The organism is Streptomyces sp. NPDC045998 (assembly GCF_056430285.1).
On the sequence record NZ_JBWKLJ010000001.1, the window covers coordinates 919,313 to 945,120 of the forward strand.

At 70.9% G+C, this 25,808-nt stretch carries 22 protein-coding genes; 14 read left to right on the plus strand and 8 right to left on the minus strand.

What is annotated here, in order from left to right; genetic code table 11:
- Positions 1-87: 87 nt before the first annotated feature.
- From AC07FJ_RS04085 to AC07FJ_RS04125, 9 genes are all read left to right on the plus strand, one after another.
- A complete protein-coding gene (locus tag AC07FJ_RS04085) occupies positions 88-3,045 on the plus strand; it encodes a M14 family metallopeptidase (protein ID WP_479044953.1) in 2,958 nt (985 codons plus the stop codon).
- Between the two features lie 196 nt (positions 3,046-3,241).
- Entirely contained in the window at positions 3,242-4,246 is a 1,005-nt protein-coding gene (gene gap, locus AC07FJ_RS04090) for a type I glyceraldehyde-3-phosphate dehydrogenase (protein ID WP_479044956.1), read from the plus strand.
- A 122-nt stretch (positions 4,247-4,368) separates the two neighbouring features.
- On the plus strand, positions 4,369-5,580 hold the full coding sequence (locus AC07FJ_RS04095) for a phosphoglycerate kinase (protein ID WP_479044958.1): 1,212 nt from the start codon (positions 4,369-4,371) through the stop codon (positions 5,578-5,580).
- Positions 5,581-5,587: 7 nt separating this feature from the next.
- Positions 5,588-6,367 (plus strand): triose-phosphate isomerase, encoded by a 780-nt coding sequence (tpiA, locus tag AC07FJ_RS04100; RefSeq protein WP_479044960.1) that lies wholly within the window; start codon positions 5,588-5,590, stop codon positions 6,365-6,367.
- Between the two features lie 137 nt (positions 6,368-6,504).
- The gene (secG, locus tag AC07FJ_RS04105) at positions 6,505-6,735 is read left to right on the plus strand and encodes a preprotein translocase subunit SecG (protein ID WP_361415205.1); all 231 of its coding nucleotides are present in this window, start codon (positions 6,505-6,507) and stop codon (positions 6,733-6,735) included.
- 110 nt (positions 6,736-6,845) lie between these two features.
- Positions 6,846-7,181, plus strand: coding sequence for an RNA polymerase-binding protein RbpA (locus AC07FJ_RS04110; RefSeq protein WP_003957010.1), 336 nt, complete (start codon positions 6,846-6,848; stop codon positions 7,179-7,181).
- A gap of 175 nt (positions 7,182-7,356) precedes the next feature.
- Positions 7,357-9,015 (plus strand): glucose-6-phosphate isomerase, encoded by a 1,659-nt coding sequence (gene pgi / locus AC07FJ_RS04115; protein WP_479045305.1) that lies wholly within the window; start codon positions 7,357-7,359, stop codon positions 9,013-9,015.
- A gap of 14 nt (positions 9,016-9,029) precedes the next feature.
- Complete coding sequence (locus tag AC07FJ_RS04120; RefSeq protein WP_479044962.1) at positions 9,030-9,530, plus strand: PH domain-containing protein; 501 nt, start codon at positions 9,030-9,032, stop codon at positions 9,528-9,530.
- Positions 9,527-11,044: a PH domain-containing protein gene (locus AC07FJ_RS04125; protein WP_479044964.1), complete on the plus strand. Its 1,518-nt coding sequence runs from the start codon at positions 9,527-9,529 to the stop codon at positions 11,042-11,044. The genes AC07FJ_RS04120 and AC07FJ_RS04125 overlap by 4 nt, the downstream gene beginning before the upstream one ends.
- A 64-nt stretch (positions 11,045-11,108) precedes the next feature.
- Here AC07FJ_RS04125 and pgl read toward each other — a convergent pair whose 3' ends face one another.
- The 5 genes from pgl to tkt are packed head-to-tail and all read right to left on the minus strand — an operon-like array spanning position 11,109 to position 17,748.
- Positions 11,109-11,891, minus strand: a complete 783-nt coding sequence (gene pgl / locus AC07FJ_RS04130) for a 6-phosphogluconolactonase (protein ID WP_479044966.1) — start codon at positions 11,889-11,891, stop codon at positions 11,109-11,111.
- Positions 11,888-12,973 carry a glucose-6-phosphate dehydrogenase assembly protein OpcA gene (gene opcA, locus AC07FJ_RS04135; protein WP_479044968.1) on the minus strand — a complete coding sequence of 362 codons (1,086 nt, stop codon included), beginning with the start codon at positions 12,971-12,973 and terminating at the stop codon, positions 11,888-11,890. The genes pgl and opcA overlap by 4 nt, the downstream gene beginning before the upstream one ends.
- Positions 12,970-14,502 carry a glucose-6-phosphate dehydrogenase gene (gene zwf, locus AC07FJ_RS04140; protein ID WP_479044970.1) on the minus strand — a complete coding sequence of 511 codons (1,533 nt, stop codon included), beginning with the start codon at positions 14,500-14,502 and terminating at the stop codon, positions 12,970-12,972. Before zwf ends, opcA begins: the two co-directional genes overlap by 4 nt.
- A 5-nt stretch (positions 14,503-14,507) precedes the next feature.
- Positions 14,508-15,626, minus strand: coding sequence for a transaldolase (tal, locus tag AC07FJ_RS04145; RefSeq protein WP_361414828.1), 1,119 nt, complete (start codon positions 15,624-15,626; stop codon positions 14,508-14,510).
- 34 nt (positions 15,627-15,660) lie between these two features.
- Positions 15,661-17,748, minus strand: a complete 2,088-nt coding sequence (tkt, locus tag AC07FJ_RS04150; RefSeq protein WP_479044972.1) for a transketolase — start codon at positions 17,746-17,748, stop codon at positions 15,661-15,663.
- Between the two features lie 378 nt (positions 17,749-18,126).
- On the opposite strand from tkt, the gene AC07FJ_RS04155 reads away from it, so the two are divergent.
- From AC07FJ_RS04155 to AC07FJ_RS04165, 3 genes are all read left to right on the plus strand, one after another.
- Positions 18,127-19,071: a heme o synthase gene (locus AC07FJ_RS04155; protein ID WP_361414832.1), complete on the plus strand. Its 945-nt coding sequence runs from the start codon at positions 18,127-18,129 to the stop codon at positions 19,069-19,071.
- Positions 19,072-19,127: 56 nt separating this feature from the next.
- Positions 19,128-19,496 (plus strand): hypothetical protein, encoded by a 369-nt coding sequence (locus tag AC07FJ_RS04160; protein ID WP_479044974.1) that lies wholly within the window; start codon positions 19,128-19,130, stop codon positions 19,494-19,496.
- 90 nt (positions 19,497-19,586) lie between these two features.
- Complete coding sequence (locus tag AC07FJ_RS04165) at positions 19,587-20,666, plus strand: amidohydrolase family protein (protein WP_479044976.1); 1,080 nt, start codon at positions 19,587-19,589, stop codon at positions 20,664-20,666.
- Positions 20,667-20,687: 21 nt separating this feature from the next.
- Here AC07FJ_RS04165 and AC07FJ_RS04170 read toward each other — a convergent pair whose 3' ends face one another.
- From AC07FJ_RS04170 to AC07FJ_RS04180, 3 genes are all read right to left on the minus strand, one after another.
- On the minus strand, positions 20,688-21,653 hold the full coding sequence (locus AC07FJ_RS04170) for a COX15/CtaA family protein (RefSeq protein ID WP_479044978.1): 966 nt from the start codon (positions 21,651-21,653) through the stop codon (positions 20,688-20,690).
- A gap of 65 nt (positions 21,654-21,718) precedes the next feature.
- Complete coding sequence (locus tag AC07FJ_RS04175) at positions 21,719-22,486, minus strand: ABC transporter permease (RefSeq protein ID WP_479044981.1); 768 nt, start codon at positions 22,484-22,486, stop codon at positions 21,719-21,721.
- On the minus strand, positions 22,483-23,409 hold the full coding sequence (locus tag AC07FJ_RS04180; RefSeq protein ID WP_361414842.1) for an ABC transporter ATP-binding protein: 927 nt from the start codon (positions 23,407-23,409) through the stop codon (positions 22,483-22,485). Before AC07FJ_RS04180 ends, AC07FJ_RS04175 begins: the two co-directional genes overlap by 4 nt.
- Before the next feature lie 226 nt (positions 23,410-23,635).
- On the opposite strand from AC07FJ_RS04180, the gene AC07FJ_RS04185 reads away from it, so the two are divergent.
- Together AC07FJ_RS04185 and sufB are read left to right on the plus strand one after the other, a co-directional pair.
- On the plus strand, positions 23,636-24,367 hold the full coding sequence (locus AC07FJ_RS04185; RefSeq protein ID WP_479044982.1) for a helix-turn-helix transcriptional regulator: 732 nt from the start codon (positions 23,636-23,638) through the stop codon (positions 24,365-24,367).
- Positions 24,364-25,779, plus strand: coding sequence for a Fe-S cluster assembly protein SufB (sufB, locus tag AC07FJ_RS04190; protein ID WP_355360177.1), 1,416 nt, complete (start codon positions 24,364-24,366; stop codon positions 25,777-25,779). The genes AC07FJ_RS04185 and sufB overlap by 4 nt, the downstream gene beginning before the upstream one ends.
- Positions 25,780-25,808 lie beyond the last annotated feature (29 nt).

A 25,808-nucleotide genomic window follows, 5' to 3' on the forward strand; every position in this document is an offset into this window, starting at 1 on the left:
GCGCCCGAGGCGGTATTGACATGATCATGATGTCCCAGAAGCCTGGCGCCTGTTCACTTTCGTGGCAGACAACAGCAAGGGGGGCTCATGAGACGCAGAGCGAGAGCGATCCTCGCCGCGGCTTCACTGCTGATCGCCGGGCTGGCGGCGGGACCCGTCGCCGGTGCGGAACAGAAGGACGGCACGGACGGCGACCGCCTGTCCGTCTGGCACGCCAAGGTCGGCAAGGACCAGGTGCAGCTCCTCCTCGAAGCCGGTGCCGACGGCCATGAGCTGAGCGAGCGCATCCCCGAGAAGGGCGCCGCCACCATCGAGTTGTACCTCACCGGGCCCCAGGCGAAGAGCCTGCGCGACAAGGGCGTCGACCTCACCGAGCACACCGTCCCCGACGCCGCCGAGAAGCGCCTCGCGGCCGCCGGGGACGGCGTGTTCCGCCCGTACGGCGGCGAGAACGGGCTCAAGGCGGAGATCCTCGCGACCGCCCGCGCCCACCCCGCCCTCACCAAGGTCGTCTCCCTCGGCAAGACCGTCAAAGGCCAGGACATCCTCGCCCTCAAGCTCACCAAGGCCGCCCAGAAGTCCAAGGACGGCTCCAAGCCCGCCACCCTCTACCTCTCCAACCAGCACGCCCGCGAGTGGATCACCCCCGAGATGAACCGGCGGCTGCTCCACCACTACCTCGCCGGATACGGCAAGGACCCCCGCATCACGCGGATCGTCGACACCACCGAGCTGTGGTTCGTCCTCTCCGCCAACCCCGACGGCTACGACTTCACGCACGCCGACCCCGCCAACCGCCAGTGGCGCAAGAACCTGCGCGACAACAACGGCGACGGCCGCATCACCCCCGGCGACGGCGTCGACCTCAACCGCAACTTCTCCTACAAGTGGGGATACGACGACGAGGGCTCGTCCCCCGACCCCGCCGACGAGACCTACCGCGGCCCCGGCCCCATGTCGGAGCCCGAGACGAAGGCGCTCGACGCCTTCCAGAAGCGGATCGGCTTCCAGTACGGCATCAACTACCACTCCGCCGCCCAGCTGATCCTCTACGGCGTCGGCTGGCAGGTCGCCACCGACACCCCCGACGACGTCCCCCTCAAGGCGCTGGCCGGCACCCCCGCCCAGCCCGCGATCCCCGGCTACCGCCCGCAGGTCTCCTCCGAGCTCTACACCACCAACGGCGAGGCCGACGGCCACGCGGCCAACGTCAACGGCATGCAGATGTTCACCCCGGAGATGTCGACCTGCGCCACCGCCTCCCGCGTCGACCCGAACGACGCCTGGGAACCGGCCGACTGCGCCTCCGTCTTCACCTTCCCCGACGACGAGAAGCTGATCCAGCAGGAGTTCGCCAAGAACATCCCGTTCGCGCTCGCCGTCGCCGAATCCGCCGCCCGCCCCGACGACCCCGTCTCCCCGACCGGCGCCGACGCGCCCCCCTTCGTCCCCGACACCTTCACCACCTCGTACGCGTACGACGGCGCCGACCAGGAGGTCTCCGTCACCGCCCGGAAGTCCCTGCGCGACAAGGAGCTGAGGTACCGCGTCAACGGCGGCCGCACGCACGACCAGCGCCTCGAAGCCTGGGAGGGCGGCGAGACGTACGGCGGCGAGGACAACCTCTACTACGACGAGTACCGCGCCGAGGTCCAGGACGGCGAACCGGGCGACACGGTCGAGGTCTGGTTCACCGGCCGCACCCGTGACGGCGAGCGCGTCTCCTCGACCCCCTTCACGTACACCATCGCCGCCCGCCCGCGCGGTGACGTGCTGGTCCTCGCCGACGAGGGCGGCACCGGCGCGCCCGCGCAGCACGCGGCCGCGTACACCCGGGCCGTACGGGACAGCGGCCGCCGCGCCGCCGTCTGGGACGTCGCCGTCCAGGGCACCCCGCACCCGCTCGGCGTGCTGGGCCACTTCGGGACGGTCGTCTGGTACACCGGCGCGAACGCGCCCTCCGGACCCACCATGCTCGCCGTGCGCGACTACCTGAACGAGGGCGGCAAGCTCGTCAACGCCGGCGAGCAGGCGGGCGGCCTGGTCGACATCGGCCGCGCCGACTCCGACGACTTCGCGCAGTACTACCTCGGCGCGTACCACCGCGCCGGGCTGAAGGACCCGACGCGCTTCGCCGGCACCGGCCCCTTCGCCGGTACGAAGGCGGCGCTCGGCCCGGTCGCGGGCAACCCCCTCGACCACGCCGGCGCCTACACCGTCACCTCGGACACCCTTCCGCCGGGCCGGTTCCCGCAGTTCCGCAGCGCCGCCGCCGGCGACTACCCCGGCCTGCGCACCCCCTTCGAACCGTCCGAGGGCACCTCCTTCGCGGCCGTCCGGCACGCCGACGACACCTGGGCGCGGCTCACCCGCACCATCGACCTCACCGGTGTCGACGCCGCGTCGAAGCCCACCCTCCGCTTCGCCCTCAGCCACGACACCGAGCCCGGCTACGACAACGTCGTCGTCGAGGCCCACACCGCCGGGGCGGACGACTGGACCACCCTGCCCGACGCCAACGGCAACACCTCCACCACCGTCCCGACCGACTGCGGCGAGGGCTTCTACGTCGCCGGCCACCCCTTCCTCGCGCGCTACCTCACCGTCGGAGCCGACGGCTGCACCGCCACCGGCACCACCGGCGCCTGGCACGCCTTCACCGGCTCCTCCAACGGCTGGCGCCAGGCCGCCGTCGACCTGAGCGCGTACGCGGGCAAGAAGGTCGAGCTCTCCCTCTCCTACGTCACCGACCCCGGCACCGGCGGGATGGGCGTCTTCGTCGACGACACCGAGCTCCTCGTCGGCTCCGCCCGGCAGGACGGCGAGGGCTTCGAGACCTCGCTGGGCGCCTGGACCGTCGCCGGCCCGCCGGCCGGCAGCCCGGGCAACGGCGCCGACTGGGCGCGCTCGCCCGCGCTGTTCCACTCCCGGGCGGCCGTCACCACCCGCGACACCGTGCTCCTCGGCTTCGGCCTGGAACACGTGGCCACCCCGGCCGAGCGCAGGGACCTGCTCGGAAAGGCGCTCACCGCACTCCGCCGCTGACCCTGCGTAGCCGCCGGGAGCCCCCGGAAAGGCCCCGGATCCCGTACCCGCCGGTAGGTAGGGGACCCGGGGCCGTACGGATGCGCAGGATGTCACTAGGGCGCCCTAGGCGGGGTAGGGTCGTAATCGGTCGGGGACATCCCAAATAAAACTCGCCGGCGTCGAAACCCGGCGTACCTAACGAGGAGATCGGTTCGTGACGATCCGCGTAGGCATCAACGGCTTTGGCCGCATCGGTCGTAACTACTTCCGCGCGCTGCTGGAGCAGGGTGCAGACATCGAGATCGTGGCTGTCAACGACCTGGGTGACACCGCGACCACCGCTCACCTGCTGAAGTACGACACCATTCTGGGTCGTCTCAAGGCCGAGGTCAGCCACACCGCCGACACCATCACCGTCGACGGCCACACGATCAAGGTGCTGTCCGAGCGCAACCCCGCCGACATCCCGTGGGGCGAGCTGGGCGTCGACATCGTCATCGAGTCGACCGGCATCTTCACGAAGAAGGCCGACGCCGCGAAGCACATCGCCGGCGGCGCGAAGAAGGTCCTCATCTCGGCTCCGGCCAGCGACGAGGACATCACCATCGTCATGGGTGTCAACCAGGACAAGTACGACGCGGCCAACCACCACGTCATCTCCAACGCCTCCTGCACCACCAACTGCGTGGCGCCGATGGCCAAGGTGCTCGACGAGAACTTCGGCATCGTCAAGGGCATGATGACGACCGTCCACGCGTACACCAACGACCAGCGCATCCTGGACTTCCCGCACAAGGACCTGCGCCGGGCCCGCGCCGCCGCGGAGAACATCATCCCGACCTCCACGGGCGCCGCCAAGGCCACCGCGCTGGTCCTCCCGCAGCTCAAGGGCAAGCTCGACGGCATCGCCATGCGCGTCCCGGTCCCGACCGGCTCGGTCACCGACCTCGTCATCGAGCTCGACCGCGAGGTCACCAAGGACGAGATCAACACCGCCTTCCAGAAGGCCGCCGAGGGGCAGCTCAAGGGCATCCTGGAGTACACCGAGGACCCGATCGTCTCCTCGGACATCGTCAACTGGCCGGCGTCCTGCACCTTCGACTCGCAGCTGACGATGGTCCAGGGCAAGCAGGTCAAGGTCGTCGGCTGGTACGACAACGAGTGGGGCTACTCCAACCGACTCGTCGACCTCACCGTCTTCGTCGGCGGCCAGCTCTGAGAGTCTAGGTCCACCAGGGCAGGCATCACGATGTGAGCACAGGGCTCGGGCAGCGCGACGGCGCGCTGTACGGGCCCTGTCGCTTGCGTCGAACTTCCAAGGAGTACGGAGTAACAGCACAGATGAAGACGATCGACGAACTTCTCCGCCAAGGAGTGGACGGCAAGCGGGTATTCGTCCGCGCCGACCTCAACGTGCCGCTGGACGGCACCACCATCACCGACGACGGCCGCATCCGCGCCGTCCTGCCGACCGTCAAGGCGCTGACCGAGGCCGGTGCCAAGGTCGTCGTGGCCTCCCACCTCGGCCGCCCCAAGGGTGCCCCGGACCCGGCCTTCACGCTGCGGTTCGCCGCCTCGCGCCTCGGCGAGCTGCTCGGCCGCCCGGTGGCCTTCGCCGGCGACACGATCGGCTCCGAGGCCCACTCCGCGGTCTCCGGCCTGGAGGCCGGCCAGGTCGCCGTCCTGGAGAACCTCCGCTTCAACGCCGGTGAGACCTCCAAGGACGACGCCGAGCGCGCCGAGTTCGCCGCCCGCCTCGCCGCCCTCGCGGACGTGTACGTCGGCGACGGTTTCGGCGCGGTGCACCGCAAGCACGCCTCCGTCTACGACCTGCCGAAGCTGCTCCCGAGCTACGCCGGTTACCTCATCGCCACCGAGGTCGGCGTCCTGAAGAAGCTCACCGAGGACGTCCGGCGGCCGTACGTCGTCGTCCTCGGCGGCGCCAAGGTCTCCGACAAGCTGGGCGTCATCGACCAGCTGCTGGAGAAGGCCGACCGCATCCTGATCGGCGGCGGCATGGCGTACACCTTCCTCAAGGCCAAGGGCCACGAGGTCGGGATCTCGCTGCTCCAGGAGGACCAGATCCCGGCGTGCCTGGAGTACCTGGCGCGCGCCGAGAAGAAGGGCGTGGAGTTCGTGCTCCCCGTCGACGTGCTGGTCTCCGCCGAGTTCCCGGACCTGAAGACCAAGGCCCCGGCGAACCCGACCACGGTCTCCACCACCGCCATCCCGGCGGACCAGGAGGGCCTGGACATCGGTCCGGAGACCCGCACGCTGTACGCATCGAAGCTCGCCGACGCGGCCACCGTCTTCTGGAACGGCCCCATGGGCGTCTTCGAGCACCCCGACTACGCCGAGGGCACCAAGGCCGTCGCCCAGGCGCTCGTCGACTCCCCGGCCTTCTCGGTCGTCGGCGGTGGCGACTCCGCCGCGGCCGTCCGGACCCTGGGCTTCGACGAGAACGCTTTCGGCCACATCTCGACCGGCGGCGGCGCGAGCCTCGAGTACCTCGAGGGCAAGACGCTTCCCGGCCTCGCCGCACTGGAGGACTGACCCCCACATGAGCAACACCCGCACCCCGCTGATGGCGGGCAACTGGAAGATGAACCTCAACCATCTGGAGGCCATCGCCCACGTCCAGAAGCTCGCCTTCGCGCTGACCGACAAGGACTACGACGCCGTCGAGGTCGCGGTCCTGGCGCCCTTCACCGACCTGCGCTCCGTCCAGACGCTCGTCGAGGGCGACAAGCTCAAGATCAAGTACGGCGCCCAGGACCTCTCGGCGCACGAGTCCGGTGCGTACACCGGCGAGATCTCGGGCGCGATGCTGGCCAAGCTGAAGTGCTCGTACGTGGCCGTCGGCCACTCCGAGCGCCGCCAGTACCACGCCGAGACGGACGAGATCTGCAACGCCAAGGTGAAGGCCGCCTTCAAGCACGGCCTGACCCCGATCCTCTGCGTCGGCGAGGGCCTGGACGTCCGCAAGGCCGGTGACCAGGTCTCCTACACGCTCGCGCAGCTCGACGGCGGCCTGAAGGACATCCCGGCCGAGCAGGCCGAGACCATCGTGATCGCGTACGAGCCGGTGTGGGCCATCGGCACCGGCGAGGTCGCCACCCCCGAGGACGCGCAGGAGGTCTGCGGCGCGATCCGCGGGCGCCTGGCCGAGCTGTACACGCAGGAGCTGGCCGACAAGGTCCGCATCCAGTACGGCGGCTCGGTGAAGGCGTCGAACGTCGCCGCGATCATGGCGCAGGCGGACGTGGACGGCGCCCTGGTGGGCGGCGCGGCGCTGGACGCCGACGAGTTCGTCAAGATCGTGCGCTTCCGCGACCAGTGAGTATGCGGTAGGGCGGATCCGTCGTACCCTTGCGGGGGCCGGGGCCCGGATTCCGGGCACCGTGCCCCCGCAGTGCGTAGAAGTCCGTTTGTCGGTGTAGTCCGAGAATTGCCAGGAAGTAGGGTCCAGCCGTGGTTATGGGGTTCTCGATCGCCCTGATCGTCTTCAGCCTGCTGCTGATGCTGCTGGTGCTGATGCACAAGGGGAAGGGCGGCGGCCTCTCCGACATGTTCGGCGGCGGTATGCAGTCGTCCGTCGGCGGTTCGTCGGTCGCCGAGCGCAACCTGGACCGCATCACCGTGGTGGTCGGTCTGATGTGGTTCGCGTGCATCGTCGTCCTCGCGCTGCTGGTGAAGCTGGACGGCTGAGCCATCGGTTCCGTGTCCCGTGGCCGGGTGTAACTCCCACCACTGGACGCGCGTTGGGCCTTACGTAGACTGGGGCATCTTCGAGCACCATCACGCAGGGAGTTACGACCGTGGCAAGTGGCAACGCGATCCGGGGAAGCCGGGTCGGGGCGGGGCCGATGGGGGAGGCCGAGCGAGGCGAATCCGCGCCGCGTCTCCGGATCTCCTTCTGGTGCTCGAACGGGCACGAGACCCAGCCGAGCTTCGCCAGCGACGCGCAGGTTCCCGACACCTGGGACTGCCCGCGGTGCGGGTTCCCGGCCGGCCAGGACCGGGACAACCCGCCGGACCCACCGCGCACCGAGCCGTACAAGACGCACCTCGCGTACGTACGCGAGCGGCGCAGCGACGCGGACGGCGAGGCGATCCTGGCCGAGGCGCTGGCCAAACTGCGGGGCGAGATCTGACATACACGCGCATACAGGACGACGGGCTCCGCCGGTGGACATCACCGGCGGGGCCCGTTGTCAGTGGTGCCCCCTATCGTCGTGCTCATCGCCTCACCGGTGTCCGGGATCAATTAGGTTGGAGGTGCAGCGGGGCAAGCAGGCACGTACGAGAAGAAGTGGGCTGATGTCCGAGATGAACGCAGAAGGACGCACCAGGCTCAACCGGTTGCCCGAGTGGACGGCTCTGGGCAAGCACCGGGAGCAGCTGGGACAGACGCATCTGCGCGAGCTGTTCGCCACCGACCCGGAGCGCGGCAGCCGGTACACCCTGCGGGTGGGCGACCTGTATCTCGACTACTCCAAGCAGTTGGTGACCGACGAGACGCTGAGGCTGCTGCGCGAGCTGGCCGCGGCGACCGGGGTGGCCGAGCTGCGGGACGCCATGTTCCGCGGCGAGAAGATCAACACCACGGAGAACCGGGCCGTGCTGCACACCGCGCTGCGCGCCCCGCGCGACGCCGTGATCGAGGTCGACGGGGAGAACGTTGTCGCCGGTGTCCACGCCGTGCTCGACAAGATGGCGACGTTCTCGGAGCGCGTCCGCTCCGGCGCGTGGACGGGCCACACCGGAAAGCCCATCAGGAACATCGTCAACATCGGTATCGGCGGCTCCGACCTCGGCCCGGCGATGGCGTACGAGGCGCTGCGCTCCTACACCCAGCGGGACCTGACGTTCCGTTTCGTGTCGAACGTCGACGGCGCCGACCTGTACGAGGCGATCCGCGACCTGGACGCCGCCGAGACGCTCTTCATCATCGCGTCCAAGACCTTCACCACCATCGAGACCATCACCAACGCCACCTCCGCCCGCGACTGGCTGCTCACCGAGCTGAGGGCCGGTCAGGAGGCCGTCGCCCAGCACTTCGTCGCCCTGTCGACCAACGCCGGGAAGGTCGAGGAGTTCGGCATCGACACGGCGAACATGTTCGAGTTCTGGGACTGGGTCGGCGGCCGGTACTCGTACGACTCCGCCATCGGCCTCTCCCTGATGATCGCCATCGGCCCGGACCGCTTCCGTGAGATGCTCGACGGCTTCCACCTCGTCGACGAGCACTTCCGCACCGCTCCGGCGGAGGAGAACGCGCCGCTGCTGCTGGGCCTGCTGGGCGTCTGGTACGGGGCGTTCTTCGACGCCCAGTCGCACGCCGTCCTGCCCTACAGCCACTACCTGTCGAAGTTCACGGCGTACCTCCAGCAGCTCGACATGGAGTCCAACGGCAAGTCCGTCGACCGCGAGGGCAACCCGGTCGACTGGCAGACCGGCCCGGTCGTCTGGGGCACCCCCGGCACCAACGGGCAGCACGCCTACTACCAGTTGATCCACCAGGGCACCAAGGTCATCCCCGCCGACTTCATCGGCTTCGCCCGGCCGGTCCCCGACCTGCGGCCCGGCCTGGTCGCCCAGCACGACCTGCTCATGGCCAACTTCTTCGCCCAGACGCAGGCCCTCGCCTTCGGCAAGACGCCCGAGGAGGTCCGCGCCGAGGGCGTCCCGGAGGAACTGGTGCCGCACAAGACCTTCCGCGGCAACCACCCCACGACCACGATCCTCGCCGACGAACTGACCCCGTCGGTGCTGGGCCAGCTCATCGCGCTGTACGAGCACAAGGTCTTCGTCCAGGGCGCCGTCTGGAACATCGACTCCTTCGACCAGTGGGGCGTCGAGCTCGGCAAGGTGCTCGCCAAGAAGATCGAGCCGGTGCTCACCGGGGGCGAGGGCGGCGAGGGCCTGGACGGCTCGACCGCCGCGCTGGCCGACCGGTACCGCGCGCTCCGGGGCCGTACGGCGTAGAAGGGCCACATCCGATGACGGGGGAGAACGCGGTGCGGCTGCGGCCGCCGGCCCACACGCTGAACGAGCGGGCCATCGGCTGGTGGCGGGCGCAGCTGCTGCTGCTGACGGCGGTGCCGGTCACGGTGCTGCTCGTGCTCGGCGGTTTCATCGGGCCCGCGCGGTCCTGGCTGTTCGCGGCCGCCGCGGCCGGGGCCGTGCTGGGGCTCGTCTCCACCGCGTTCCTCCCCCGCTGGTGGTTCACGGTCCACCGCTGGGAGGTCACGGACGACGCCGTCTACGTCCGTACCGGCTACCTGTGGCAGGAGTGGCGGATCGCGCCGATGTCCCGGATCCAGACCGTGGACACCGTGCGCGGTCCGCTGGAGCAGGCGTTCCGGCTGGCCACGGTGACCGTCACCACCGCCTCCGCCAAGGGCGCCCTGCGCATCGAGGGGCTCGACCACGAACTGGCCGCGGACCTCGCCCAGCGGCTGACCCTCATCACCCGGGCCACCCCCGGGGACGCGACATGAGCGCCGCGCCGGATCCTGCGGACGGCGGCTGGCGGCGGCTGGACAAGCGGACCGTCCTCGCCACCGCCCTCCTCATGGCCGGCGTCTCGGCCGGCGGCGGGGTCCCCGCCTTCCTGGGCCTCGCCGGCGCCATGGCCGGGTGGCAGGCGTTCGCCCTCGTGGTGGCCGGTGCGGCGCTGCTCGTCGCCGGCGCGGCCGCCGCCGACTACGTCCGCTGGCGCAAGACCCGCTACCGCGTCGGGCCCGACCACGCCGAGCTCCACACCGGGCTGCTGCTGGTCAAGCGCCGCTCCCTGGCCAGGGAGCGCATCCGCAGCGTCGACCTGACGGCCCATCCGCTGCTGCGCGTCCTCGGGCTGGTCAAAGTCCGCATAGGCACCGGTGAGCACACCGGCGGCGGCGAATCCACCCTGGAGCTCGACGCCGTCACCCGGGCCGAGGGGGAGCGGCTGCGCCGGGAACTCCTCGACCGCACCCTGACCGGCCCTCAGGACGGCCGGGCCGACGGCGAACTGGCCGCCCTCGACCCCGCCTGGATCCGGTACGCGCCGGTGTCGTTCGTCGCCCCGGCGCTCGGCGGCGCGGCGGCCGGTGCCGTGATGCAGGTCAGCGACTGGTTCGGCGCCCGGCGCGAGGTCATCACCTGGATAGGCGACCGCTTCCACGACACGTCCCCCCTGTGGATCGTCGTCGTGCTCACCGCGGCGGCCACCCTCGCGGGCGCGGTCGGCGCGCTCGGCCTGTGGGTCGAGATGTGCTGGAACTACCGGCTGGAGCGCGAGCCGGGCGGCACGCTCAGGGTCCGGCGCGGCCTGCTCACCGCGCGTTCCGTCTCCATCGAGGAGCGGCGGCTGCGCGGCGTGGAACTCGTCGAACCGCTCGGCGCGCGCCTGTGCGGCGCCGCCCGGCTCGACGCGGTCGCCACCGGCCTGGTGAAGGACCAGGAGGACAAGCACGCCGATCTGCGGGCGCTGCTGCCGGCCGCACCCCGAGCCGTCGCGGACGCGGTCGCCGCCCGGGTGCTGCGCGCACCCGCCGCCCCCACCGGTACGCCGCTCACCGCCCACCCGCGCGCGGCGCGCACCCGCCGCCTGCGCTGGGCCCTCGGCGCCGCGCTCCTCCCCGTACTGGTCCTGGCGGTGCTCGGGGCCCTCCTCACCGGCGTACTCCTCTACGCGGCGGCCGCCTGCGCCGTGGTGCTCCTGCCGCTCGCGACGGTCCTCGCCCTCGACGCGTACCGGAGCCTGGGCCACGGCCTCGGCGGCGACTACCTCCTGACCCGCTCCGGCACCCTCCGCCGCGCGACGGTCGCCCTCCAGCGCGGCGGCGTCATCGGCTGGACGGTCAGGCAGTCGTACGCCCAGCGCCGCGCGGGCCTGATCACCCTGACCGCCACGACGGCGGCGGGCACCGGCGCGTACGCCGTCCACGACGCCGACGAGACGGAGGGCCTGCGCTTCGCGGCGGAGGCGGTGCCGGAGCTGCTGGAGCCCTTCCTCGAAGCACATACATGACGAACGGCCCGGTCCACCTCGCGGTGAACCGGGCCGTTACGGTCTGTCCGTCCGTCCCGCGGGCTCAGGGCGATGCCGGCGGGTACAGCGCGCGCGGCAGGCGGGAGGCCGCCGCGGCGTCCAGGAGCCACAGGGTGCGGGAGCGGCCGTACGCCCCGGCGGCCGGGGCCTGGAGCTCGCCCGTGCCCGACAGGGAGATGGCCGCGGCCTTCGCCTTGTCCTCGCCCGCCGCCAGCAGCCACACCTCGCGCGCCGCCCGGATCGCCGGGAAGGTCAGCGAGATGCGGGTCGGCGGCGGCTTGGGCGCGCCGTGGACGCCCACCACCGTGCGCTCGGTCTCGCGCGTCGCCGGGTGCTCCGGGAAGAGCGAGGCGACATGGGTGTCCGGACCCACGCCCAGCAGCAGCACGTCGAAGGCCGGTACCGGGCCGTGGTCGTCGGGCCTGGCGGCCGCGGCCAGCTCCTCGGCGTAGGCGGCGGCCGCCGCGTCCGCGTCCGAGCCGTACGCCCCGCCCGCCACCGGCATGGTGTGCACCCGCGCCGGGTCCAGCGGGACGGCGTCCAGCAGGGCCGCGCGGGCCTGGGTGTCGTTGCGGTCCGGGTCGCCCTCCCGCAGGAACCTTTCGTCACCCCACCACAGGTCGAGCCGCGACCAGTCGATCGCGTCCCGGGCGGGGGACGAGCCGAGCGCGGCGAGCAACCCGTTGCCGTTGCGGCCGCCCGTCAGGACCACCGAGGCGGAACCCCGCGCGGACTGGGCGTCCACGATCTTGGTGATCAGCCGGGCCGCCGCGGCCTGCGCCATCAGCTCCTTGTCCCGGTGGACCACCAGCTGCGGAGCGCTCACTTGGCGGCCGCCTTCTTGGCCGGCGTCTTCGCCGCGCCCGCGGCCTTCTCCGGGGCCGCCTTCTTGGGCGGCTCCTGAGCAGCGGACTCCTGACCGGCGGACTCCTGAGCGGCGGACTCGTCCGCCTTGGCCGCGGCGGGCTTCTCCGCGGCAGCCGGCGCCCCCAGCCGATCGACGCCGTACCGCAGCGCCGACGCGTACGTGTCGTCCGGGTCCAGGCGCCGCAGCTCCTCCGCGATCAGCTCGGAGGTCTCACGCCGCTTGAGCGCCACCGCCCGGTCCGGCTGCCCCTGGATGGAGAGGGTGGCCAGCGAGCCGTCCGCCCGGTCCAGCACGATCGGACCGCAGTCGGTCGCCAGCCGGACGGCGGTGAGCCCCGGCCCCTGCGAACCCGACCGCTTCACCGGGATCTTCAGCCGGTCGGCCAGCCACATGGCCAGCAGCTCGACGCTCGGGTTGTACTCCTCGCCCTCCACCTCGGCCGACGTGACCTCGCACGCGATCTGGTCCAGGGCCGCCGCCAGCATGGAACGCCACGGCGTGATCCGCGTCCAGGACAGGTCCGTGTCGCCCGGGGTGTAGGCGGCGGCGCGGGCCTTCAGCTCCTCGATGGGGTGCTCGGCCGCGTAGGTGTCGGTGACCCGCCGCTGCCCGAGGGCGCCCAGCGGGTCGCTCGCGGGGTCGGTCGGCGCGTCGACCGGCCACCACACCACCACCGGGGCGTCCGGCAGCAGCAGCGGCAGCACCACCGACTGGGCGTGGTTGATCACCTCGCCGTACAGCCGCAGCACCACCGTCTCGCCGGTCCCGGCGGCGGTACCCACCCGCACCTCGGCGTCCAGGCGCGCCTTCGCGCGGTCCCGGGGCGACCGCGAGACCCGCTTGATGACGACGAGCTTGCGCGAGGGGTGCTCGCGGGACGCCTCGTTGGCGGCCTTGAGCGCGTCGTACGCGTTCTCCTCGTCCGTGACGATGACCAGGGTGAGGACCATGCCGATGGCCGGCGTGCCGATGGCCCGCCGCGCCTGCACCAGGGCCTTGTTGATCTTGCCAGACGAGGTGTCCGTGAGGTCGATCTTCATGGCCGGCGCCAGCTCCGTCCGTCTCGTGCGAGCATTTCGTCCGCCTCGACCGGTCCCCAGCTACCGGCCTGGTACTGCGCCGGCTTGCCGTGCTTGTCCCAGTACTGCTCGATCGGGTCGAGGATCTGCCAGGACAGCTCGACCTCCTCCGTGCGCGGGAAGAGGTTGGCGTCGCCGAGCAGGACGTCGAGGATGAGCCGCTCGTACGCCTCCGGGCTGGACTCCGTGAAGGACTCGCCGTACGCGAAGTCCATGGAGACGTCCCGCACCTCCATCGAGGTGCCCGGCACCTTGGAGCCGAACCGCATGGTCACGCCCTCGTCCGGCTGGACGCGGATGACCAGGGCGTTCTGCCCGAGCTCCTCCGTCGCGGTGTGGTCGAAGGGGGAGTGCGGGGCGCGCTGGAAGACGACGGCGATCTCGGTGACCCGGCGGCCCAGCCGCTTTCCGGTGCGCAGGTAGAAGGGGACGCCCGCCCAGCGGCGGTTGTCGATCCCCAGCTTGATCGCGGCGTACGTGTCGGTCTTGGAGTTGGGGTCGATGCCCTCCTCCTCCAGGTAGCCGACGGCCTGTGCGCCGCCCTGCCACCCCGCGGCGTACTGCGCGCGCACGGTCGACTTGCCGAGGTCCTTCGGCAACCGCACCGCACCCAGCACCTTGGTCTTCTCGGCGGCGAGCGCGTCCGCGTCGAAGGAGGCGGGCTCCTCCATCGCGGTCAGCGCGAGCAGCTGGAGGAGGTGGTTCTGGATGACGTCACGGGCGGCGCCGATGCCGTCGTAGTACCCGGCGCGGCCGCCGATGCCGATGTCCTCGGCCATGGTGATCTGCACGTGGTCGACGTACGACCGGTTCCAGATCGGCTCGAAGAGCGTGTTGGCGAACCGCAGCGCCAGGATGTTCTGGACGGTCTCCTTGCCCAGGTAGTGGTCGATCCGGAAGACCTGCTCCGGGGCGAACACCTCGTGGACGATGGAGTTGAGCTCCTTGGCGGAGGACAGGTCGTGGCCGAAGGGCTTCTCGATGACCGCGCGCCGCCAGCAGCCCTCCTTCTGGTCGGCCAGCCCGTGCTTCTTCAGCTGCTGGACGACGACGGGGAAGAACTTGGGCGGCACGGACAGGTAGAAGGCGAAGTTGCCCCCGGTGCCCTGCGCCTGGTCCAGCTCCTCCATCGTCTTCTTGAGGGTCTCGAAGGCTTCGTTGTCGTCGAAGTTGCCCTGGACGAAGCGCATGCCCTGGCTCAGCTGCTGCCAGACCTCCTCGCGGAACGGCGTGCGCGCGTGCTGCTTGACGGCCTGGTACACCTCGTCCGCGAAGTCCTCGTCGGCCCACTCGCGGCGGGCGAACCCGATCAGCGAGAAGCCCGGCGGGAGCAGGCCCCGGTTCGCGAGGTCATAGACCGCGGGCATCAGCTTTTTACGGGACAAATCGCCCGTGACACCGAAGATCACCAGACCCGACGGCCCCGCGATGCGCGGGAGCCGTCGGTCTGCGGCGTCACGAAGCGGGTTGGCTCCGTGAAGAACGGACAATGTTCTTACGCCTCCGAAGGTGCGAGGCGCTTGAGCTCCGCCTCGGTCGACTTGAGCAGGTCGTTCCAGGACGCCTCGAACTTGTCGACGCCCTCGTCCTCCAGCAGCTGCACCACGTCGTCGTAGCCGATGCCGAGCTTCGCGAGGGCGGCGAGGTCCGCGCGCGCCTGCTCGTAGGTGCCCGCGATGGTGTTGCCGGTGATCTCGCCGTGGTCGGCGGTGGCCTCCAGGGTGGCCTCCGGCATGGTGTTCACCGTGCCCGGCGCGACCAGCTCGTCGACGTACAGGGTGTCCTTGTACGCCGGGTCCTTGACGCCGGTCGAGGCCCACAGCGGACGCTGCTTGTTGGCCTGCGCCTTGTCCAGCGCGGCCCAGCGGTCCGAGGAGAAGACCTCCTCGTACGCCTCGTACGCCAGGCGGGCGTTGGCGAGGGCGGCCTTGCCGCGCAGCGCCTTGGCCTCGTCGGTGCCGATCGAGTCCAGCCGCTTGTCGATCTCGGTGTCCACGCGGGACACGAAGAAGGACGCCACCGAGTGGATCTTCGACAGGTCCAGGCCGCGCTCCTTGGCCTTCTCCAGACCGGCCAGGTACGCGTCCATGACCGCGCGGTAGCGCTCCAGCGAGAAGATCAGCGTGACGTTGACGCTGATGCCGAGGCCGATGACCTCGGTGATCGCCGGCAGGCCCGCCTGGGTGGCCGGGATCTTGATGAGCGTGTTCGGCCGGTCCACCAGCCACGCCAGCTGCTTGGCCTCGGCGACCGTCGCCTTGGTGTTGTGCGCCAGGCGCGGGTCGACCTCGATCGACACCCGGCCGTCCTGGCCCTGCGTGGCGTCGAAGACCGGACGCAGGATGTCGGCGGCGTCGCGGACGTCCGCCGTCGTGATCATGCGGATGGCTTCCTCGACGGTGACCTCGCGGGCGGCGAGGTCCTCCAGCTGCCGGTCGTAGCCGTGGCCCTCGGAGATCGCCTTCTGGAAGATCGAGGGGTTCGTGGTGACGCCCACGACGTGACTCTGGTCGATCAGCTCGGCCAGGTTGCCGGAGGTGATCCGCTTGCGCGAAAGGTCGTCCAGCCAGATCGCGACGCCTTCGTCGGAGAGGCGCTTGAGTGCGTCTGTCATGAGAGTTGCATCTCCTACTTGTCGTATACCGGCGTCAGCGCGCTGCGGCTTCGATCGATTCCCGCGCGGCGGCGGCCACGTTGTCGGCGGTGAAGCCGTACTCGCGGAAGAGGACCTTCCCGTCCGCGGAGGCACCGAAGTGCTCCAGCGAGACGATGCGGCCCGCGTCGCCCACGTACCGGTGCCAGGTCAGGCCGATCCCGGCCTCGACCGCGACCCGCGCCTTCACCGACGGCGGCAGCACGGCATCCCGGTACCCCTGGTCCTGCTCCTCGAACCACTCGACGGACGGCATCGACACCACGCGGGTCGGGATGCCGGCGGCCTGCAGCTGCTCGCGCGCCTCGACGCAGAGGTGGACCTCGGAGCCCGTACCGATCAGGACGACCTGCGGCTCACCGCCGTCGGCGTCGAACAGCACGTACCCGCCGCGTGCGGCGTCGTCGTTCCACTCGTACGTGGGCACGCCCTGGCGCGTCAGCGCGAGGCCGTGCGGGGCGCCCTTGCCGAACTCCTTGGTCCAGCGGCGCAGGATCTCGCGCCACGCGATCGACGTCTCGTTGGCGTCCGCCGGGCGCACGACGTTGAGGCCCGGGATGGCGCGCAGCGAGGCCAGGTGCTCCACCGGCTGGTGCGTCGGGCCGTCCTCGCCGAGGCCGATCGAGTCGTGCGTCCACACGTACGTCACCGGCAGGTGCATCAGCGCGGAGAGACGGACGGCGTTGCGCATGTAGTCGGAGAACACCAGGAAGGTGCCGCCGAAGATCCGGGTGTTGCCGTGCAGCGCGATGCCGTTCATCTCGGCGGCCATCGCGTGCTCGCGGATGCCGAAGTGGATGGTCCGGCCGTACGGGTCGGCCTCCGGCAGGGGGTTGCCCTTCGGCAGGAACGACGACGTCTTGTCGATCGTCGTGTTGTTCGAGCCGGCGAGGTCGGCGGAGCCGCCCCACAGCTCGGGGATGACCCCGCCGAGCGCCTGGAGCACCTTGCCGGAGGCGGCGCGGGTGGCGACGCCCTTGCCGGGCTCGAACACCGGGAGCTTCTCCTCCCAGCCGGCCGGCAGCTCGCCCGCGGCGATCCGGTCGAACTCGGCGGCGCGCTCGGGGTTGGCGGAGCGCCACTCCTCGAACTGCTTCTCCCAGGCGGCACGGGCCTCGCGGCCGCGGTCCACGGCCTCGCGGGCGTGCGCGATGACCTCGTCGGCCACCTCGAAGGTCTTCTCCGGGTCGAAGCCCAGGACGCGCTTGGTGGCCGCGACCTCCTCGTCGCCGAGGGCCGAGCCGTGCGAGGCCTCGGTGTTCTGCGCGTTCGGCGCGGGCCAGGCGATGATCGAGCGCATCGCGATGAACGAAGGCCGCTCGGTCTCGGCCTTGGCGGCCTGGATGGCGTCGAACAGCGCCTGCGGGTCGAGGTCGCCGTTCTCCTTGGGCTCGACGCGCTGCACGTGCCAGCCGTACGCCTCGTACCGCTTCATCGTGTCCTCGGACACGGCGGTCTCGGTGTCGCCCTCGATCGAGATGTGGTTGTCGTCCCACAGCAGGATCAGGTTGCCGAGCTTCTGGTGCCCGGCCGTCGAGGACGCCTCCGCGGAGATGCCCTCCTGCAGGCAGCCGTCGCCGGCGATGCAGTAGACGAAGTGGTCGAACGGCGACGTGCCCGGCGCGGCCTCCGGGTCGAACAGGCCCCGCTCGTAGCGCGCGGCCATCGCCATGCCCACGGCGTTGGCGACACCCTGGCCCAGCGGCCCCGTCGTGGTCTCCACGCCGACCGTGTGTCCGTACTCGGGGTGGCCCGGCGTCTTCGAGCCCCAGGTGCGGAACGCCTTCAGGTCGTCCAGCTCCAGGCCGAAGCCGGCCAGGTACAGCTGGGTGTAGAGCGTCAGCGAGGAGTGGCCCGCGGACAGCACGAACCGGTCACGGCCGGTCCAGTCGGCGTCCGAGGGATCGTGCCGCATCACCTTCTGGAAGAGGGTGTACGCGGCGGGGGCCAGGCTCATGGCCGTACCGGGATGGCCGTTGCCGACCTTCTGTACGGCGTCCGCGGCCAGGATGCGGGCGGTGTCTACGGCCCGCTGGTCCAATTCGGTCCACTCGAGGTCTGTGGTGGTCGGCTTGGTGCTCACCCTGGGTCAGGGCTCCTCTCCACATGTTCCACATGTCGAATGCCGGTGACGTCGATCTCACCGGCTGTCGTCGAGCCTACCCCCGTGAGAACGCGCATTTTTTCGGGTCATTCCAGAGTGTGGTCCCCCGAAGATCCCCGCCTCCCGACGGGCCCTTTCGGTGTTCGGCAAATGAATACGGAGGCGCTCACCCGAGTGCTCAATCGAGCGCCATCCAGGCCCTTTGCTGCACCCGGCCCAACACGGCCCACCCCGGCGGAGGGCGAGGTATGGGCAACGTCTAGAGTGGCGTGGTACGCGCGAGTCCTTACCGGCCCTTCACGGCCTTACGTCGTCACGTCCGGTGCGACTCGCTGGGAGTCTCTGTCAGGGGTGTGCGTGACGGCCGTCGAATCCCGTCCGGCGGGTGTGCTCGGAGCACCGAGCACCGGCAAGCGGCCATTCGGGGCCCGCGTCAAGGCGTTCGTGGCGCTGACCAAGCCGCGGATCATCGAGCTGCTGCTGATCACCACGGTGCCGGTGATGTTCCTCGCCGAGCAGGGGGTGCCGGACCTGTGGCTGGTGCTCGCCACCTGCCTCGGCGGTTACCTCTCGGCCGGTGGCGCGAACGCGCTGAACATGTACATCGACCGCGACATCGACGCCCTGATGGACCGTACGTCGCAGCGTCCGCTGGTCACCGGCATGGTCTCGCCGCGCGAGGGCCTGGTCTTCGGCCTCACCCTCGCGGTGGTCTCCACGCTCTGGTTCGGCCTGCTCGTCAACTGGCTCTCGGCCTGGCTGTCGCTCGGCGCGCTGCTTTTCTACGTCGTCGTCTACACGATGATCCTCAAGCGCCGTACCGCGCAGAACATCGTGTGGGGCGGTATCGCCGGCTGCATGCCCGTGCTCATCGGCTGGTCGGCCGTGACGAATTCGATGTCCTGGGCCGCGGTCATCCTCTTCCTCGTCATCTTCTTCTGGACGCCGCCGCACTACTGGCCGCTGTCGATGAAGGTGAAGGAGGACTACGCGCGCGTGGGCGTGCCCATGCTCCCGGTCGTCGCCTCCAACAAGGTGGTGGCCCGGCAGATCGTCCTCTACAGCTGGGTGATGGTCGCCGTCTCCCTGCTGCTGACGCCGCTCGGCTACACCGGCTGGTTCTACACCGCGGTGGCGCTGGCCACGGGCGGCTGGTGGCTGTGGGAGGCGCACGCGCTCCAGGCCCGCGCGAAGGCGGGGGAGACGGGCGCCAAGCTCAAGGAGATGCGCCTCTTCCACTGGTCCATCACCTACGTCTCGCTGCTCTTCGTGGCGGTCGCGGTGGACCCGTTCCTGAAGTGAGCCTCACGTGAGCGAGGATCTGGCCAGTTCCCTTACTGGTCGGTAGCATTCCACTCATGGCAGACACCAAGCAGGCGGAGAAGCAGGCGGAGAGCCGGGCGGACAAGCACGCCGAGCGCACGGCCTCCAAGCTCGCCAAGCGGATCCAGTCGTTCTCCAAGGAGCACGGCGGTGCCGAGGGCCAGCTGGCGTACATCGGCCAGATGGGCACCCGCATCGTGCTCGTCGGCGAGGACGGCGGCTGGGGCGACCTCGTCGCGCCCACGCACGAGGTCGCGAAGAGCGCCGCCGAGAAGGCCGGGCTCACGCTCCACGAGACCTTCGACGGCGACTTCGCGGCGAAGGTGCGCACCGGCCCGTACGAGTGGACCCGGATGGCCGGCATCCAGGTCGGCGGCCCGTCCAACGGCCCGGCCGGCGACTGACCCGCCTCCCGAGGCAACACCTTGCGCGGGGTTCACCCGTTAGGACCTGTGAAGGTCCATCGGACGCGTCCACCGCAGGGAGCCCCCGCCATGCTCGACACCCCGTCGCTGGTGGACCAGTACTGCCACGGGGTGCTCCGCACGGAACTGGGCCTCGGCACGTTCGAGGCCCACCTCGGCAGGGCCGCGGGCCTGCCCGCGCCCGGCACCACGTTCTTCGACACCCAGACCGGCTTCGCGGTACGGCGCTGGTGCCCGCCGCTCCTCGGCCTGGAGCCGCACTGCTCACCCGCCCGCTATCTGGCCCGCCGCCGCGAGCTCGGTGCCCTCGAAGCGGGTCGGCGGCTCCTGCGGTCCACCGGGATCTCCACCTATCTGGTGGACACCGGAGCGCCCGGCGACCTCACCGGTCCGGTGGAAACGGCCGCCACGGCTGACGCCGAGGTCCGTGAGATCGTCCGCCTCGAACCGCTCGCCCAGCAGGTCGCCGACACCTCCGGCACCGTCGACGGGCTCCTCGCCAATCTCGCCGAGGCCGTCCACGGCGCGGCCGTCTCCGCCGTCGCCTTCGCCTCCGTCGCCGCCGTGCGGCACGGGCTGGCCCTCGCGCCCGACCCGCCCGGACCCGGCGAGGTGCGCGGCGCGGCCGGACGCTGGCTGGCGGGGCGCCGCGTCGGGGATCCGCTCACCGACCCGGTCCTGCTGCGCCACCTGCTGTGGATCGCCGTCGCCTCCGGCCGACCGCTCCAGCTGTACGTCGGCGTCGACGACCCGATACGCCTCGGCGGCTTCGCCGCCGCCACCAGCGGCCTCGGCACGGACCTGGTGCTGCTGCACGGCTACCCGTACCACCGGCAGGCCGCCCATCTGACGAGCGTCTTCCCCCATGTGTACGCCGACCTCGGCGCCGCCCTCGCCCAGACCGGGCCCCGGGCCGCCGCCGTGCTGGCGGAGACCCTGGAGCTCGCGCCGTTCGGCAAGCTCCTCTTCTCCAGCGGCGCCCGCGGCCTGCCCGAGCTGCACGTGGTGGGGGCGCGGGTGTTCACCGAGGCGCTCGGGCGCGTACTGGACGACTGGGTGTACGCCGGCGCGTGGACCCGTACGGACGCGCAACGGGTCGCCGGGATGCTCGCGGCGGGCAACGCCCGCAGGGTGTACGGGCTCGGTTAGGGCCTGTCCTCCGGATCAGGCCTAGGCGGCGGTCAGCGCCGGGCCGGCCTGCTGGGGGGCGGGGATGTCCGGGGTGGCCGGCGGCCGCTCGCGCAGGCTCAGCGCCAGGCGCAGCACCGCGATCCACATCAGCGACGAGCCCAGCATGTGCAGGCCCACCAGGACCTCCGGCACCCCGGTGAAGTACTGCACATAGCCGATGCCGCCCTGGAGCAGCAGCACCAGCAGCAGGTCGCGGGCGCGCGCCCGGGTGTCGTCCGGGGCGTCCACCACGCGCAGGACGAAGAACATCGCCAGCGCCAGCGCGCACACCACCCAGGCGAAGACCGCGTGGAGGTGGGCCATCGTCGAGAAGTCGAACGGCATGCGCGGCACGTCACTGCTGTCGCCCGCGTGCTTGCCGGAGCCCGTCACCGTCGTACCGGCGGCGATCAGCAGCCCCGACACGACGACCAGCGCCCAGCCGAGCTTGCGCACCGGCCCCGGGACGCGCGGCCGCCGGGGGCCGTCGCCCTCGCCGGCGCGCACCCAGGTGAGCACGGTGACCGTGAGCAGCGCGTTCGCGGCGAGGAAGTGCCCCGCGACGGTCCACGGGTTGAGGCCCATCCACACGGTGATGCCGCCGAGGACCGCGTTGACCATCACCACCCAGAACTGCGCCCAGCCGAGCCGGGTCAGCCCGCGCCGCCACGGCTTGGTGGAGCGCGCCGCGATGATCGCCCAGCCGACCGCCGCCGACAGGACGTACGTCAGCATGCGGTTGCCGAACTCGATGGCGCCGTGGATGCCCTGGGCGGGCGTGGCGAAGAGGCTGTCGTCCGTGCACTTGGGCCAGGTGTCGCAGCCGAGACCGGAGCCGGTGAGCCGGACCGCGCCGCCCGTGACGATGATGACGACGCTCATCACGACGGCGGCGAGCGCGGCGCGCCGGACCGTGCGGGGGGAGGGGGTCCAGCGCTGGGCGATGAAGGCGAGGGGGGTCAACACGGTTCCCTATCGTAGGTGCCCGCTTGTGCATGGATTCACGAGGGGTGTCCGGTTCTCTCCCGGGTCTACTCCCAGCGGAAGAAACGTGCCGCCGCGCCCAGCCCCAGCACGGCCCATGCCGCCAGGATGCCGGCCGCGCCCCACGGCATCGGCGCACCCTGCTGGAGCACGTCCCGCAGGCCCTCCGACAGTGCCGAGATCGGCAGCAGCTCCAGCGCCGCGCGCGCCGCGTCCGGGAACTTCTCCAGCGGTACGACGACCCCGCCGCCCACCAGCAGCAGCAGGAACACCAGGTTGGCCGCCGCCAGCGTCGCCTCCGCCTTCAGCGTGCCGGCCATCAGCAGCCCGAGCCCCGAGAAGGCGGCCGTACCGAGGACGAGCAGCAGGAGCACGGAGAACGGGCCGCCCTGCGGCGACCAGCCGAGCGCCAGCGCGATCACCGTCAGGAGCGCGATCTGGAGCACCTCCGTCACCAGGACGGAGAGCGTCTTGGCGGTCATCAGCGCCCAGCGCGGCAGCGGCGACGCGCCGAGCCGCTTGAGCACGCCGTACCGCCGCTCGAAGCCGGTCGCGATGGCCTGCCCGGTGAAGGCGGTCGACATCACGGCGAGCGCCAGCACGCCCGGCGCGAGGAAGTCCACGGCCTCGCCGCTCCCGGTGTCGACGATGTCGACGGTCGAGAACAGCACCAGCAGCAGCGACGGGATGACGACCGTGAGCAGCAGCTGTTCGCCGTTGCGCAGCAGCATTCTCGTCTCGAGCGCCGCCTGCGCCGCGATCATCCGGCCGATCGGCGCCGCTCCGGGCTTGGGCGTGTAGGTCCCGGCGCTCATGCGCGCAGCTCCTTGCCGGTCAGGGTCAGGAAGACGTCTTCGAGGGTGTGGCGCTCGACCGAGATGCGGTCGGGCATCACCCCGTGCTGCGCGCACCAGGTGGTCACCGTGGCGAGCAGCTGGGGGTCGACCGTGCCGCTGATCCGGTACGCGCCCGGCGTCAGCTCCGCGGCGGCGGTCCCGTCCGGCAGCGCCTTGAGCAGCGAGCCGAGGTCCAGGCCGGGGCGGCCGGTGAAGCGCAGGGTGTTCTCGGCGCCGCCGCGGCACAGCTCCTCGGGGCTGCCCTGGGCGACGACCCGGCCCCCGTCGATGATCGCTATGTCGTCGGCGAGCTCCTCCGCCTCGTCCATGAAGTGCGTCGTCAGGACGGTGGTGACCCCGTCGGCGCGCAGCTCGCGCACCAGGTCCCAGGTGGAGCGGCGGGCCTGCGGGTCGAGGCCCGCGGTCGGCTCGTCCAGGAAGACCAGCTCGGGCCGCCCGACCACCGCCATCGCGAGCGCGAGGCGCTGCTGCTGCCCCCCGGAGAGGCGGCGGTACGTCGTACGGCCGCAGGAGCCGAGCCCGAGGCGTTCGATCAGCGCGTCGACGTCCAGGGGGTGGGCGTGGAGTTTCGCCATGTGGCGCAGCATCTCGTCGGCGCGGGCGCCGGAGTAGACGCCGCCGGACTGGAGCATCACGCCGATGCGGGGGCGCAGGCGCGCGGCGTCGGCGACCGGATCGAGTCCGAGGACGCGCACGGTGCCGGCGTCGGGGCGGCGGTAGCCCTCGCAGGTCTCGATGGTCGTGGTCTTGCCGGCGCCGTTGGGCCCGAGGACGGCGGTCACGCCACCCGCGCGGACGTCGAGGTCGAGGCCGTCGACGGCGGTCTTGGTCCCGTACCGCTTGACGAGGCCCTGGACCCGTACGACGGACTCGTATCGCATGCGGGAAGTCTAAAGAGCTCGTGGCGCCCTCCGGTCCACAGGCCCCCGCGAGGGCTCGAAAGGGCCGGTCAGAGGGGTGCCGGGCAGGTGCGGCGGGTGGCTGGAAATCATCCCACCAATGATCGTTTCCGCAGGTCAGGTGAGGCTTCCCTTAGTGACGCAGAGCACCGTCCACTGGTCAGGACGTCGCTTGTCACTCTCTCGCGAATTACGCAACAATGGCGTTGTGAAAAACGTCGGCCACGCCCAGCAGGCTCCAGCGGAGGAGCTCGCGACCGGGGAGCGCTCCACGCGCAACCGGGTCGCGCGGTCCATCCTGGACCACGGGCCGTCCACGGTGGCCGAGCTGGCGCAGCGGCTCGGCCTCACTCAGGCCGCCGTCCGCCGCCATCTCGACGCGCTCGTCGCCGACGACGTCGTCGCCCCGCGCGAGCAGCGCGTCTACGGCGCGCGCACGCGCGGCCGCCCGGCCAAGGTGTTCGCCCTGACGGACGGCGGCCGGGACGCCTTCGACCAGTCGTACGACACGCTCGCCGTCGAGGCCCTGCGCTGGATCGAGCGGAACGCGGGCGGGGAAGCCGCCGTCGCCGCGTTCGCGCGCGACCGGATCGAGGCCCAGGCGGAGGCGTACCGCGAGGCCGTCGAGGGCGCGGCGCCCGAGGACCGCGCGGAGGCGCTCGCCAAGGCGCTGAGCGCCGACGGGTACGCTGCCACGGCGCGCAACGCGCCGGTCGGACAGCAGCTGTGCCAGCACCACTGCCCGGTGGCCCACGTCGCCGAGCGGTACCCGCAGCTGTGCGAGGCGGAGACCGAGGTCTTCAGCCGGCTGCTCGGGACGCACGTGCAGAGACTGGCGACCATCGCCCACGGCGACGGGGTCTGCACGACGTACATCCCGCACACCACGCACACCACACCATCAGCATCCGCAAGCACGGCCGGGAGGAACCCCGCATGACCACCGAGATCAGCCACCCCGAGCTCGAGGGCCTGGGTCGGTACGAGTATGGCTGGGCCGACCCGGACGCCGCCGGCGCCACCGCCAAGCGCGGTCTCTCCGAGGACGTCGTCCGCGACATCTCCGCGAAGAAGAACGAGCCCGAGTGGATGCTGAAGCTCCGCCTCAAGGGTCTGCGCCTCTTCGACAAGAAGCCCATGCCGAACTGGGGCTCCGACCTGTCGGGCATCGACTTCGACAACATCAAGTACTTCGTCCGGTCCACCGAGAAGCAGGCCGCTTCCTGGGAGGACCTGCCCGAGGACATCAAGAACACGTACGACAAGCTCGGCATCCCGGAGGCGGAGAAGCAGCGCCTCGTCGCCGGTGTCGCCGCCCAGTACGAGTCCGAGGTCGTGTACCACCAGATCCGCGAGGACCTGGAGGCGCAGGGCGTGATCTTCCTCGACACGGACACCGCGCTCAAGGAGCACCCGGAGCTCTTCCAGGAGTACTTCGGCACGGTCATCCCGGTCGGCGACAACAAGTTCGCGTCGCTGAACACCGCGGTGTGGTCCGGCGGCTCCTTCATCTACGTGCCGAAGGGCGTGCACGTCGACATCCCGCTCCAGGCCTACTTCCGCATCAACACGGAGAACATGGGCCAGTTCGAGCGGACGCTGATCATCGTCGACGAGGACGCCTACGTCCACTACGTCGAGGGCTGCACCGCCCCGATCTACTCCTCCGACTCGCTGCACAGCGCCGTCGTGGAGATCATCGTCAAGAAGGGCGGCCGCTGCCGCTACACGACGATCCAGAACTGGTCGAACAACGTCTACAACCTGGTCACCAAGCGTGCCGTGGCCTATGAGGGCGCGACCATGGAGTGGGTCGACGGCAACATCGGCTCCAAGGTGACGATGAAGTACCCGGCCGTGTACCTGATGGGCGAGCACGCCAAGGGCGAGACCCTCTCCATCGCCTTCGCGGGCGAGGGCCAGCACCAGGACGCCGGCGCCAAGATGGTCCACATGGCCCCGAACACCTCCTCCAACATCGTCTCCAAGTCGGTGGCGCGAGGCGGCGGCCGCACCTCCTACCGCGGTCTCATCGAGATCGGCGAGGGTGCCCCGGGCTCCAAGTCGAACGTGCTCTGCGACGCCCTGCTCGTCGACACCATCTCCCGCTCGGACACGTACCCGTACGTCGACGTGCGCGAGGACGACGTGTCCATGGGCCACGAGGCGACCGTCTCCAAGGTCTCCGAGGACCAGCTCTTCTACCTGATGAGCCGCGGTCTGTCGGAGGACGAGGCGATGGCGATGATCGTGCGCGGCTTCGTCGAGCCGATCGCCAAGGAGCTGCCGATGGAGTACGCGCTGGAGCTCAACCGGCTGATCGAGCTGCAGATGGAGGGTGCGGTCGGCTGACGCCGCCCCCGCCGTCCGTACCAGTCTTT

What these genes read in the sequence shown, in the direction of transcription:
- AC07FJ_RS04085 (WP_479044953.1), top strand. Translation starts at nt 88, where the DNA reads ATGAGACGCAGAGCGAGAGCGATCCTCGCCGCGGCTTCACTGCTGATC.
- AC07FJ_RS04095 (WP_479044958.1), top strand. Translation starts at nt 4,369, where the DNA reads ATGAAGACGATCGACGAACTTCTCCGCCAAGGAGTGGACGGCAAGCGG.
- tpiA (WP_479044960.1), top strand. Translation starts at nt 5,588, where the DNA reads ATGAGCAACACCCGCACCCCGCTGATGGCGGGCAACTGGAAGATGAAC.
- secG (WP_361415205.1), top strand. Translation starts at nt 6,505, where the DNA reads ATGGGGTTCTCGATCGCCCTGATCGTCTTCAGCCTGCTGCTGATGCTG.
- pgi (WP_479045305.1), top strand. Translation starts at nt 7,357, where the DNA reads ATGAACGCAGAAGGACGCACCAGGCTCAACCGGTTGCCCGAGTGGACG.
- AC07FJ_RS04120 (WP_479044962.1), top strand. Translation starts at nt 9,030, where the DNA reads ATGACGGGGGAGAACGCGGTGCGGCTGCGGCCGCCGGCCCACACGCTG.
- AC07FJ_RS04125 (WP_479044964.1), top strand. Translation starts at nt 9,527, where the DNA reads ATGAGCGCCGCGCCGGATCCTGCGGACGGCGGCTGGCGGCGGCTGGAC.
- opcA (WP_479044968.1), bottom strand. Translation starts at nt 12,973, where the DNA reads ATGAAGATCGACCTCACGGACACCTCGTCTGGCAAGATCAACAAGGCC.
- tal (WP_361414828.1), bottom strand. Translation starts at nt 15,626, where the DNA reads ATGACAGACGCACTCAAGCGCCTCTCCGACGAAGGCGTCGCGATCTGG.
- AC07FJ_RS04160 (WP_479044974.1), top strand. Translation starts at nt 19,128, where the DNA reads ATGGCAGACACCAAGCAGGCGGAGAAGCAGGCGGAGAGCCGGGCGGAC.
- AC07FJ_RS04165 (WP_479044976.1), top strand. Translation starts at nt 19,587, where the DNA reads ATGCTCGACACCCCGTCGCTGGTGGACCAGTACTGCCACGGGGTGCTC.
- AC07FJ_RS04175 (WP_479044981.1), bottom strand. Translation starts at nt 22,486, where the DNA reads ATGAGCGCCGGGACCTACACGCCCAAGCCCGGAGCGGCGCCGATCGGC.
- AC07FJ_RS04180 (WP_361414842.1), bottom strand. Translation starts at nt 23,409, where the DNA reads ATGCGATACGAGTCCGTCGTACGGGTCCAGGGCCTCGTCAAGCGGTAC.
- sufB (WP_355360177.1), top strand. Translation starts at nt 24,364, where the DNA reads ATGACCACCGAGATCAGCCACCCCGAGCTCGAGGGCCTGGGTCGGTAC.